Raw genomic sequence first — 11,204 nt, 5'->3', positions numbered from 1 at the left:
GGCTCTTCGGATATCGATAAAACCGGGCGGATTCTGATTCCTGGTCGCTTGCGAAAGCTGGTTCCGGTCGATGAAGACCAAGAGATCATCCTCGTCGGCCTGTATCACCGAATGGAAATTTGGAATCCAAGCGAATGGCGTCGATACCTCGCCCGTACGGAAGATCGCTTTGAACAGAATATGGCAAAGATCCTGAACCTCCTCTAGTTCGGCTCCATGCCATCCGATCGATGTCGATACGATTTCCGTTCATCAAAGTTTCGCCTTCCTGCCATGTCGCATTGTGGCGATCCGGTCTTCCCATCCACGCCGAAAAAGTTACGACGGGCCGCCGGCACGACTGTGTCGCCAAAGTCTGATCCGTTGAAGGTTGCACTTCGGACACCATCGCATCCTCCCATCATCACGCCGGATTCGTTCAAGGTCACATTGCCCGTCCCTCCCAGCATCAACCATCAATACGCGACGGTCAACGGACGCCGTTTGCTTTCCTCTGCCGGACGCCTGTACAAAACACATGTCGGTCGTCAAGTATGGCTGGCCTTGTCCCAATTCCCCGCTCGAATCCCCTTGCGGGATCGCCTTCAATCTGGGCCGCTCGCGCTCACTATCCGATTCTTTTTTGCATCGGCTTTACGACGCGACCTCGATGGCGGTCTGAAGATCGCCCAAGACGCGGTCTGCGAGGGGCTCGGCTTGAATGACAATCGCATCATTGAAACGCACCTGTACAAACAGGTCGACAAATCCGACCCTCGCATCGAAGTCTCTCTGTCGGTTCTTCACCCGCCTCATCCTCCGGCCTGATGTCTCATCGTATCGCTCGTTCAGCTACAGTTATCTCCCGTCCGTGCCGATATCTGAAGAGAGTAGTTCTGGATCTCCATTTACTGGTAACCGGACTCCGATGGCGACAACACGCATCTCTGTCCGTGAGCTTCAGATCGGAATGTACGTCGCCCGTCTGGACCTTTCGTGGTTCCGCTCTCCCTTACTCCGCCATTCGTTCCTGATTGAGCATCCTTCGCAGATCGACAAATTAGTACGCGCAGGAGTGAAGATCGTTGACATCGATCTCGACCGCGGAGTCGCTTCCCCGCCGCGTCAAACATCGGAGACACCGCATGCTGGAACCGAGGCAACCCCTACTTGGAGCATGAAGCAACCCAAGCCTTTGGCCCAACTGAACGAAGAATATGTCCAAGCCAAGCTAGCCAAGCAACAAATGGGGCAAGCCGTAGAATCGGTTTTTACGACCATCACAAAAACAGGGGCGGTCAACCCTCAGCAGGCGGCCGAAGCGGTCCAAGAAATCACGATCGCGATGAGAACTCTCACCGACTCCGCTATTTTCATGGCATTGAGTCAAAACCGGTCCGGCGATTCCACTCTCAGCCGCCATGCACTGGCCACCTGCACGCTATCATTGGTCTTAGGACAAACCTTTCAATTCAACCCTCTGGAACTACAGGAGCTTGCGACCGCCGCTCTCTTACATGATATCGGCCTCTTGCAGATCCGGCCTGCCGTTGTCAGCCATGCTCATGCGGCATCAGGCCTTTCCAAGGTCGACCAACACGAACTGGAAACCCATCCCCGCCGCGCCGTTCTGATGTTGGAGCGACAAGGCAGGATTGAGACTGCCATACTGCATCTCATCGCGAATCACCATGTCTACCTCGATGACAGCGGCTACCCGAAAGAGTCACGCGGACAGTTTACCTCCGACCGCTCCCGCATCCTGATGGTGGTGGATCGATACGATGAATTAATCACCGGATTCGGCGGCGCTTTTCCGCTCACTTCCCATCAAGCATTTCAATGCTTGTATCAAGAAGCGCGGCAAGGCGCGCTCGACCAACGAATCTTGTCGTCATTTATCGCGAGAGTTGGTATCTATCCGGTCCATAGTCATGTGCGGCTGAATACACAAGAGTCGGCCGTGGTCACGAAGCTCAATCAAGAAAAACTGCATCAACCGATCGTCACCATTACCCACCAACCAGGCGGTACGGAGTACCTCATGCCGTTTGTCGTCGACCTCGCACACCAGACCGACGAATCCCAGGCACGAGCCATTGAAACGATTATTGAGATGGATCGCTGAAAAGCAATATGAATGGTGATCGACACTATTCGTAGCGCAACGCGTCAATAGGATTGAGACGAGAGGCTTTATTGGCCGGATATAAACCAAAAAATAAGCCGACCGCGACGGAAAATCCGAATGCCGCCGCCACCGTATCGCCTGATATAATCGTGGGCCAACCTGCAATCACCGTCGTCAAGCGGGCCGCAAGTATACCGAATAGAATTCCGATACATCCTCCGATCACACTGAGAGTCATCGCTTCGATCATAAATTGCATCAGGATATGCAGCCGTTTCGCTCCTACAGCCATGCGTATACCGATCTCTCGAGTCCGCTCGGTCACGGAGACAAGCAGAATGTTCATGATCCCAATGCCGCCGACAAGTAACGAGACTGACGCGATTATCATCAACATAACCGTCAAGGTTTGACTGGTCCCTTCCTGCACCTTTCCGATTTCGATCTGTGTGCGAATGGTGAAATCATCCGGTTGATCACTCTGTAAACGATGTCGTGATCTCATGACCTGCCGGATTTGGTCGACCGCATCCTCCAGGTCTTCGGTTCGTTCTGTGGACGCAAAAATCCCTCCGACCGATCCAAGGAACAATGTTCCAAAAACTTTTCGCTCCGCAGTCGAGAAAGGGATAAATACAATATCGTCCTGATCGTAGCCCTGAACAGACTGCCCTTTAGGGGATAGGACGCCGATGACCCGAAACGGGACGTTATTGATCCGGATGACCGCCCCAACCGGCTCTTCGCCTGAATCGAAAAGATTTTCGACCACGGTTTGTCCAAGAAGGGCCACACGCGCCGCGCTATCCAGATCGGCCTGGGTAAAGGACCCTCCACTGCTGAAAGACCAGTCTCGGATGGTGACATAGCTGGGCGATGCTCCGTGAACCGAGCTGTTCCAATTACGGTTTCCGTTCACAATTTGCACGGCGTTTCGTATGACCCACCCGGTATCGGAAAGAAGAGGAATCCGTTTCTTCAGTTCCAGTGCATCTGTAACAGTCAGCGTGACGGCGCTACCTTGCGCCGCCCGCACGCCGCCGACTGATATGGAACTGGGCCAGATCATGATGACGTTCGTGCCCATGGTGGCGATCTGTTTCTGCACGGCCAGTTTCGCTCCTTCTCCGATGCTGATCATAGCGATGACCGCCCCGACGCCAATGATGATTCCGAGCATGGTCAATCCGGCACGTAGCCGGTTTCGTCGGAGGATTCGGAACGCGGTCACGATGGTGAGCCACACGAACGTCGGCACTTACACCTCCACCGTCTGAGACCGGCCCTTGGTCCTGCGGTCGATCAGAATCCGACCGTCTTTGATGACAATTTCACGCGAAGCATAAGCGGCGATATCCACTTCATGTGTCACAAGGATGACCGTAATACCATCCCGATTCAATCCTTCGAGAATACTCATAATTTCTTCGCTGGACTGTGTATCGAGATTTCCGGTCGGTTCATCCGCTAAGATCAAGGAGGGCGATGTCACCAGTGCCCGAGCAATCGCCACTCTCTGCTGCTGTCCTCCGGAAAGTTGCGTGGGTGAATGGTGCTCGCGACCGCTCAACCCGACACGCTGCAACGCGGCAGAGGCGAGCGATTTCTGTTCCTTCAGAGAAAGTCCCCGATAAAACAGCGGCAATTGAGCATTTTCCAAGGCGCTGGTGCGAGGAATAAGATTAAAGCTCTGAAACACAAATCCGACCTGTTGATTTCGAATCTCCGCCAATCGGTCCGGCTGCAAATGTCCGACATCAATACCGTTCAGCCAATACTGCCCTTTTGTGGGTTGATCCAGGCACCCGAGAATGTGCATCAATGTGGACTTACCCGATCCACTCGATCCCATAATGGCGATGAACTCGCCTCGCTGGATAGTGAGACTCAACCCTTTCAGCGCCTGCACTTCAACGTCGCCGACCTGATAGATCTTCCAAATATCTTCGCAAATGATCAGGGCGCTCACGAACCCATCCAGTATGGAATGATGCCTAAAGATGAATGAGACCGGGTGACGGTGGCAGCAGATTACCTTCGGCGCGGCTGGTTCCCGAATCCAGGCGGCAGCTCGCTGCCCTTTCTTTGCCCGAAGGGTTGCTCGATACCCACAACGACTGACTCACCCTCCGTAAGACCGCCGGAGATGACTTCAGTAGTGACGCCATCCGAGATGCCCGTTTGGACTGATAAGGAAACAAGTTCACCGTTTTCCGCCTGCGTCCAGACAGTGCCCAACTGCCTTGCTTCACCTCCCGCGAGGATCGGGCGTCCCTGATGCGTTTTGGCCACTTGTCCGTCTGATCCCGCTCGCTCTCCCTCGATTTTCGGAGGCATAAAGCGGAGGGCTGCGTTGGGAACCTTGAGTACCTGATCTTTTTGAGCCACGACAATCGATACATTCGCGGTCATTCCGGGCTTTAAGCGTAAATCAGGATTATCCACGCTGACGACGACGTTGTAGGTCACGACATTCTGGACGTTCATGGGTGCAAGCCGCACCTGTCGGATCACCCCAGCGAAAGACTCACTTGGATAGGCATCCACGGTGAAAATTGCATCCTTGCCTTCCGTCATCCCGCCGATATCCGACTCGCTCACATTGGTGTCGACTTGCATTTTTGTCAGATCGAGGGCAATCAGAAAAAGATTGGGCGTGGCAAAGCTGGATGCAACTGTCTGGCCGACCTCGACATTCCGCGCGACGACAATACCGTCGACGTGCGACCGAATGACGGTATATTTCAGTTCCAGCTCAGCCGCGTTCAATGCCGCTTCAGCTTGCTTGACCTGCGCCTCAGCGACCCGCAACTGCGCTTCTGCGCTCTGGAAATTGGTGAGTGCAATATCGACGTCGTTTTGAGAAACAAACTGCTGAGGCAACAGCGATTGAACACGGTCGAGCTCTCGTTTTCGCTGCGCCAAGTCGGCTTTGGATCGTGCAACGTTTGATCGCGCCATTTCCAGATTGCTGGCAGCCTGTTCTCGCCGTGCCTTGAACGGTTCGGGGTCAATGACCGCAACCGTATCACCGGCCTTCACTCGTGAATTGAAATCGGCGTGGAGGCTTTTGATCATCCCTGACACTTGTGTACCCACCTGGACAGATACGACCGGATTGATGGTCCCTGTAGCGCTCACGACAGACACAACCTGACCACGTTCAACCGCTGCCGTCCGGTATCGAATGGGAGGTTTCCGTTCTCCGTTGAAAAACACGTAGCCACCGATCGCGATTCCGATAGCTACGACACTGATAATGAGGCCGATACGTCGCATATATGAAGTGCTCGACAGTTGAGCGCCTGTGTATCCTATCAGGAAGCCGACGGGTGATGCACCCTTCTCCTCGCTCCAAGCGGGAAAGGCTCTGTGGCGTTGACTATCGAACTACAGCTTACCAAGGATGAGATACTCGGTCGAGAAACGCTGAAAATACTGAGGAAGAACTTGCCGGTTTAGCTGGCTAAGAATCGTTCCAAGAACGTCGTCGACACGTGGCCTTTTTGAAAGTCTGAATCATCGAGGATTCGACGGTGAAGCGGGATGGTGGTCTTGATACCTTCGATGATAAACTCGTCGAGCGCCCGTTTCATACGAGCCACTGACTCGTGTCGATCACGGCCATGCGTGATCAGCTTTGCGATCATCGAATCGTAGTAAGGAACAACGACCGAGCCCGACTCCATGGCGGAATCGACCCGGATTCCGAATCCTCCCGGCGGGCTATATTTGGTGATTGTTCCTGGAGACGGCGTAAACTTCTCCGGATCTTCGGCATTAATACGGCACTCCATACTGTGTCCGGTGAGGACCACATCCTGTTGCCGAATAGAAAGCGGATGACCGGCGGCCAAACGAATCTGCTCCTTGATCAGATCTATGCCCGTCACCATTTCGGTGATCGGGTGTTCCACTTGAATGCGGGTATTGACTTCCATGAAATAAAACTGACGGTCTTTGTCCAGTAAAAACTCTACGGTGCCCACGTTTCGGTAATGCGCGGCCTTCACCGCCTCCACAGCTACTCGACCGATTTCTCGACGCAATTTGTCATCGACCACGGGGGAGGGAGTTTCCTCGACCAGTTTTTGATGTCGCCGTTGAATTGAACAGTCTCGTTCTCCGAGGTGGACCACCCGACCGTATTGATCCGCCAAAATTTGCACCTCGATATGACGCGGCTCCAAAAAGTACCGCTCGAGATACACACCGTCGTTGCCGAAGGTCGATTTCGCTTCAGCCTGAGCGGCTTGAAAGGCTCGGCCCAGGTCTTCGGCCTTGTTGACGACACGCATGCCACGCCCTCCCCCTCCAGCCGTAGCTTTGATAATGACGGGAAAGCTGATCTTCTGCGCCGCCTGCAACGCATCATCCTCGCTGCGCAATTCACCCGGACTCCCGGGTGTGACCGGAAGCCCTCGCTTCGCCACGATTTCACGCGCCTTCGCTTTATCCCCCATCATGGCGATGTTTTCTGAACTCGGTCCGATAAACTTAATGCCGATTGACTCGCAGACTTCCGCAAAATGGGCGTTCTCCGACAGAAATCCGTACCCCGGATGGATGGCGTCGACTCCCGTAATCTCTGCGGCACTCAAAACGTTAGGAATATTTCGGTAACTCAATGCGGATTCTGCCGGCCCAACGCACACCTTTTCGTCGGCCGCTCGAACGTGCAGCGCAAGCGCATCCGCTTCAGAATGAATGGCCACGGTCTTGATGCCGAGTTCCTTACACGCGTGGATCACTCGCAACGCGATTTCTCCGCGATTGGCAATCAGAACTTTCTTAAACACGTCTCGGCTCCGATATAATGGCGAGGACAGCTTTTAGAACGACTATGAAGCGGCTTTGGGGTCGATAAGAAACAGCGCCTGACCATATTCCACTGACTTCGTGTTTTCCACCAAGATCTTGACAAGACGACCGTTCACTTCCGACTCGATTTCGTTCATGAGTTTCATCGCTTCGACGATGCACAGCACTTGCCCCTTTTTCACGGACTCTCCTTCTTCAACGTACGGATCGGCGTCCGGTGAGGGGGATCGGTAAAACGTGCCGACGATGGGGGAAGTGATGGTGACAAAACCCGTGCTTGCATCCGACACCGATGTCGTGGCTGAAGCGGAATGCATCGGCTGTTGCGGCACGGTTGGGACAGCTTCCTGCGCTGAAGTCGCGAGAGGTCTGGCTACGAGCTCATGACGGACACGGATCCGGATACCTTGTCGTTCAAACTCAAGCTCGGTCAAATTGTTCCGCCGAAGCAGATCGATGAGTTCTTGAACTTGCTTGGTGGATCCCTCTGTGAGTGAAACCTCATGACCTGTCTCGCTCGCCGTCTGTGGCAACACAATCCGACGAGTCCTGGTCTTGGAACGAACAGATCGACGGGGACTCACCGAACACGCTCCACATAGGATCTGGTGCGAGTATCGATTCGGATGACGGTGCCGACCTCCAAATAGAGTGGAACTTTGATCGTCGCTCCTGTTTCCACGACCGCCGGCTTGGTTCCTCCAGAGGCAGTGTCTCCCCGCACACCCGGCTCCGCATCGATCACTTTGAGCTCGATGAAGTTCGGCAACTCGACGGCGATGGGGCGATGCTCATAGATAAGGATCTTGGCGATCATATTTTCTTTCAACAAATCGGCGTTCTCTCCCAACTGATTCCTCTCAAAGGTCAATTGCTCGTATGTCTCAGTGTCCATCAGAGTATAGGAATCTCCGGATGCGTAGAGGAACTGCATGTCTCGCTCCTCCAGATCAGGCTCTTCAAACCGTTCTCCCGAGCGAAACGTTCGGTCCAGCACATTTCCGGAGAGATAGCTTTTCAACTTCGTACGTACAAAGGCACCGCCTTTGCCAGGCTTTACGTGCTGAAAGTCGACGATATAAAAGGGCTCACCTTCAACCATCAAGCGCACGCCGCTACGAAAATCCACCGTGGAAATCACTCGCAACTCCCTTCATTATTTCTATTAAGAAGCCACCGGCCCTGGTGATACCCTTAATGCGCTCCTGTCTTCGCTCCGCTTGGTGAGGTACCCGCACCGGAAGAATGCTTCGATCCCGTAGCAGATATTTGCTCACACAGTCCTCGCAAGGCCAATAGGTATCCGGTCCCACCTAACCCGGCGATCTGCGCCAATGCAACTCCCGATACGTATGAATGGCGCCTGAATTCTTCACGCCGGTGGATGTTCGACAGATGGACCTCAATGGCAGGCAAATCAACGGCAGCCAGGGCGTCGCGTATCGCAATGCTGGTGTGAGTATAAGCGGCTGGATTAATGATAATGCCGTGATAGCCGCGTCGCGCCTCTTGAATCCAGCTCACCAATTCCCCTTCGTGATTCGACTGGCGAATAACCAGTTCAGCTCCAAGTTCACCACCCAGCTTTATCAATGACGCATCGATCGTATCAAGGGTCACCGTCCCATAAATGGATTCCTCGCGATGCCCCAACAGGTTCAGATTGGGACCGTGAAGGACCAGGATGCGCAGCATGTCGAGTGCGATACCTCCCTTATATAATAAACGCGCTTCACGCACCAAAGGCGGCATTCTAGCAGCCCCCTCTCAGGGGGTCAAACCATTGAAGGCCATGTGGAAGTTTAGGAATGGAATCGAGAAGAGGCTTGGGGATTTCGTCGACGTGTCTGGACCAAGTTGAGCCACTGCTCAAGCCGTGCGATCGTGGAACTTCTAGTTTTCCGTGAGGCTTGGACCGTGCAACCGCTCGTAGGAACAGATCTTTCTACTGAGCCGGATACGCTACTCAACAAACCGTTGACCTCATCTTTCATTGTCGGGGTCGCACCGTCTAAAACGGATGGCCTGCCATCGACGCGAATACGGGCAGAGTCAAGGTTTGCACGTTTCGCTGCTTTCTCATGCAATTGTCCTGATCCTGGTCCTGGTGATTGCGCCGCTCCATGAGCCGTCGGTACGTCGAGCCCGACACGAAGAGACAAGGCTTCCTGGTCGTGCGGATGTATGGATAAAATGACATTGCACGATCGGATGGCCGCTTCGTTGGCTCCTTGAGCCGCGTAGAGCTTGGCCAATGTTCGATGCGCACGAAGATTATCAGGGCTTAATTTTATGGCTTCTTCGAGAATGGCTTTAGCCTTGATTGGTTGGTTCAGCTGCTCATATGCGCGACCTAGCGCCACCATGGCCGTAATGAACCCCGGATACTTCTTCAACCCATCTTCAAGAATAGCGACGGCTTCTTCCCACATACCGGCTTTGCCGTATTCTTCTGCCAGAGGGATAAAGACCTTGGACCCTGGCTCCTTAGCGAAGGCTAAGGCCAACCGATCAATTTCAGCGGCATTACCAGCTTTTTTTGAACCTGACGCCATAGCTCTTATCACTCCACGAAGGACTCGCGACGGGGAGGGAACAGACATAGTTCCTGCACGGCAGTCAGAATTTCATCGGCCAGACGGCGCTTGGGCATCAGACCCAAGACTTTCTGTTCGCCCGAGGCCGAGAGAATGACGACCGCATTGTCGTCACTGCCAAACCCACCACCCGCTCGTGAAACATCGTTGGCAATGATGAGATCCAATCCTTTCCCTCTTAACTTGTCTTTTGCATGAGACAATACTTGCTCAGTTTCAGCCGCGAAACCAATCACAATTTGCGATGTCCGACGCGCGGACAACATCGCGAGAATGTCCGGGGTGGCTTCAAGCTCGAGTACGAGCTCAGGTTTGCCCTGTTTCTTGAGCTTCTGCCCAGCCGTCATTTTTGGGCGAAAGTCCGCGACCGCTGCAGCCATGATGAGAATCGTAGCGGTAGGGAAATGCCGATTCAACGCGTCGCTCATCTCGCTCGCTGTGTTGACCGGAACAGTAGTGACTCTTGGAGGAGGCGTCAGAGCGGAAGGCCCTGTAACCAAAATAACCTCCGCTCCTCGGTCCCGTGCAGCTTCTGCAATTGCATATCCCATTTTTCCTGAAGAACGATTGGAAATAAAACGAACCGGATCAATGGGTTCTTGAGTCGGGCCCGCAGAGACCAGCACCCGCTGTCCTTGCCAATCACGCTGAGAAATCAGCGACGCATGTACCGCGTCCAAGATTCTTGACTCTGCTGGAAGCCTCCCCTGTGCGATTTGCCCCGATGCCAGCGGACCGACTTCAGGATCAAGCACGACGACGCCGCGAGCGCGGAGCGCCTGAACATGTTGAACGACCGTGGGGTGTGTCCACATGTCGCCGTCCATGGCAGGAGCGACGATCACGGGGCATCGAGCATTCAACAGCATCGTACTCAACAGATCACCCGCCAGACCGAGCGCCGCCTTTGCCATAAAATTTGCCGTAGCCGGCGCGACAATAATCGCATGGGCTTGTTCGGAGAGGGCAAGATGAGCCATCTCTTCGTGAGATTCAAAGAGGTCCGTCGCGACCCGTCTCCCGGAGAGGACTTCAAAGGTAAGGGGAGTCACAAATTTCGTGGCAGCCTGAGTCATGATTACCGACACGGCGGCACCTTCGCGCGCAAGAACTCGAAGCAAACCGACCGCTTTATACGCGGCGATGCTACCGGTTACTCCAAGAACAAGACGTTTGCCCCACAAATTAATGGGCGATTGCACTTCGTTCAAGCTTACTCCTCAGCCGGAGCTGTCGTCGGTTGCACCGTATCATCGACATACACACTGAGCTCTTTCTTAATTTCCCGGGCGTCCTCTCCGGTCATCATTGCGATACGCTCGGTCTCTCCTTCTTTCCCTCGTTTAGCTTCCTTCATCGCATCGCGGGCTTCCTTGCCGGTTAAATACTTGACATGACCTCTCAGCACCTCGTCAAGCGCGATGGTTGTTTCTTTAGTGAAGCGAGAGGACCCGGCTAGTTTAGCGCCTTGAGTCAAGTGCTTCGCCCGCTGTGACGCGACGATCACCAAGCGGTGACGAGAATCAAACTCATGTGACGTATATTGCGGCAACAAACTCAGCATGTCGATCATAAGAGGTCTTGCTCCCTTGCTATAAAATAGATGACGGTTCCCGTTCAGCCAATTTTGCATCTTTCTCAAGAATAAAGCTTTGCTCAAGCCAATGCATGTCCAT

13 protein-coding genes are annotated in these 11,204 nt (G+C 53.9%); 3 read left to right on the top strand and 10 right to left on the bottom strand.

Annotation, left to right across the window (positions count from 1 at the left end; translation table 11 throughout):
- The 3 genes from ACOSYY_RS06110 to ACOSYY_RS06100 form a co-directional block, all read left to right on the top strand.
- Nucleotides 1-207 (top strand): MraZ-related protein (locus ACOSYY_RS06110; protein ID WP_526023292.1); only part of this gene is annotated, 207 nt, incomplete at its 5' end.
- A 9-nt stretch (nucleotides 208-216) separates the two neighbouring features.
- Complete coding sequence (locus ACOSYY_RS06105; RefSeq protein ID WP_421661376.1) at nucleotides 217-807, top strand: RusA family crossover junction endodeoxyribonuclease; 591 nt, start codon at nucleotides 217-219, stop codon at nucleotides 805-807.
- A gap of 100 nt (nucleotides 808-907) precedes the next feature.
- Nucleotides 908-2,107: a cyclic di-GMP phosphodiesterase gene (locus ACOSYY_RS06100; protein WP_421661375.1), complete on the top strand. Its 1,200-nt coding sequence runs from the start codon at nucleotides 908-910 to the stop codon at nucleotides 2,105-2,107.
- Between the two features lie 25 nt (nucleotides 2,108-2,132).
- Here ACOSYY_RS06100 and ACOSYY_RS06095 read toward each other — a convergent pair whose 3' ends face one another.
- From ACOSYY_RS06095 to ACOSYY_RS06050, 10 genes are all read right to left on the bottom strand, one after another.
- Nucleotides 2,133-3,368, bottom strand: coding sequence for an ABC transporter permease (locus tag ACOSYY_RS06095; RefSeq protein ID WP_421661374.1), 1,236 nt, complete (start codon nucleotides 3,366-3,368; stop codon nucleotides 2,133-2,135).
- Nucleotides 3,369-4,079 (bottom strand): ABC transporter ATP-binding protein, encoded by a 711-nt coding sequence (locus ACOSYY_RS06090; RefSeq protein ID WP_421661373.1) that lies wholly within the window; start codon nucleotides 4,077-4,079, stop codon nucleotides 3,369-3,371.
- Nucleotides 4,080-4,141: 62 nt separating this feature from the next.
- The gene (locus tag ACOSYY_RS06085) at nucleotides 4,142-5,389 is read right to left on the bottom strand and encodes an efflux RND transporter periplasmic adaptor subunit (RefSeq protein WP_421661372.1); all 1,248 of its coding nucleotides are present in this window, start codon (nucleotides 5,387-5,389) and stop codon (nucleotides 4,142-4,144) included.
- A gap of 179 nt (nucleotides 5,390-5,568) precedes the next feature.
- On the bottom strand, nucleotides 5,569-6,909 hold the full coding sequence (accC, locus tag ACOSYY_RS06080) for an acetyl-CoA carboxylase biotin carboxylase subunit (RefSeq protein ID WP_421661371.1): 1,341 nt from the start codon (nucleotides 6,907-6,909) through the stop codon (nucleotides 5,569-5,571).
- A gap of 42 nt (nucleotides 6,910-6,951) precedes the next feature.
- Entirely contained in the window at nucleotides 6,952-7,515 is a 564-nt protein-coding gene (accB, locus tag ACOSYY_RS06075; RefSeq protein WP_421661370.1) for an acetyl-CoA carboxylase biotin carboxyl carrier protein, read from the bottom strand.
- Complete coding sequence (gene efp / locus ACOSYY_RS06070) at nucleotides 7,512-8,072, bottom strand: elongation factor P (protein ID WP_421661369.1); 561 nt, start codon at nucleotides 8,070-8,072, stop codon at nucleotides 7,512-7,514. Before efp ends, accB begins: the two co-directional genes overlap by 4 nt.
- 53 nt (nucleotides 8,073-8,125) lie before the next feature.
- Nucleotides 8,126-8,623: a type II 3-dehydroquinate dehydratase gene (aroQ, locus tag ACOSYY_RS06065; RefSeq protein WP_526023293.1), complete on the bottom strand. Its 498-nt coding sequence runs from the start codon at nucleotides 8,621-8,623 to the stop codon at nucleotides 8,126-8,128.
- Nucleotides 8,624-8,733: 110 nt separating this feature from the next.
- The gene (locus ACOSYY_RS06060; RefSeq protein ID WP_421661368.1) at nucleotides 8,734-9,486 is read right to left on the bottom strand and encodes a tetratricopeptide repeat protein; all 753 of its coding nucleotides are present in this window, start codon (nucleotides 9,484-9,486) and stop codon (nucleotides 8,734-8,736) included.
- A gap of 8 nt (nucleotides 9,487-9,494) precedes the next feature.
- A complete protein-coding gene (coaBC, locus tag ACOSYY_RS06055) occupies nucleotides 9,495-10,730 on the bottom strand; it encodes a bifunctional phosphopantothenoylcysteine decarboxylase/phosphopantothenate--cysteine ligase CoaBC (RefSeq protein WP_421661377.1) in 1,236 nt (411 codons plus the stop codon).
- 11 nt (nucleotides 10,731-10,741) lie between these two features.
- The gene (locus tag ACOSYY_RS06050) at nucleotides 10,742-11,101 is read right to left on the bottom strand and encodes a DNA-directed RNA polymerase subunit omega (protein ID WP_421661367.1); all 360 of its coding nucleotides are present in this window, start codon (nucleotides 11,099-11,101) and stop codon (nucleotides 10,742-10,744) included.
- Between the last annotated feature and the right edge of the window lie 103 nt (nucleotides 11,102-11,204).

The sequence above is a fragment of the Nitrospira sp. BLG_2 genome, assembly GCF_049222245.1.
Note: the sequence above shows the minus strand (reverse complement) of the source record. Positions and strands in the feature narration are given on the sequence as shown.

What these genes read in the sequence shown, in the direction of transcription:
- ACOSYY_RS06105 (WP_421661376.1), top strand. Translation starts at nt 217, where the DNA reads ATGCCATCCGATCGATGTCGATACGATTTCCGTTCATCAAAGTTTCGC.
- ACOSYY_RS06100 (WP_421661375.1), top strand. Translation starts at nt 908, where the DNA reads ATGGCGACAACACGCATCTCTGTCCGTGAGCTTCAGATCGGAATGTAC.
- ACOSYY_RS06085 (WP_421661372.1), bottom strand. Translation starts at nt 5,389, where the DNA reads ATGCGACGTATCGGCCTCATTATCAGTGTCGTAGCTATCGGAATCGCG.
- ACOSYY_RS06060 (WP_421661368.1), bottom strand. Translation starts at nt 9,486, where the DNA reads ATGGCGTCAGGTTCAAAAAAAGCTGGTAATGCCGCTGAAATTGATCGG.
- ACOSYY_RS06050 (WP_421661367.1), bottom strand. Translation starts at nt 11,101, where the DNA reads ATGATCGACATGCTGAGTTTGTTGCCGCAATATACGTCACATGAGTTT.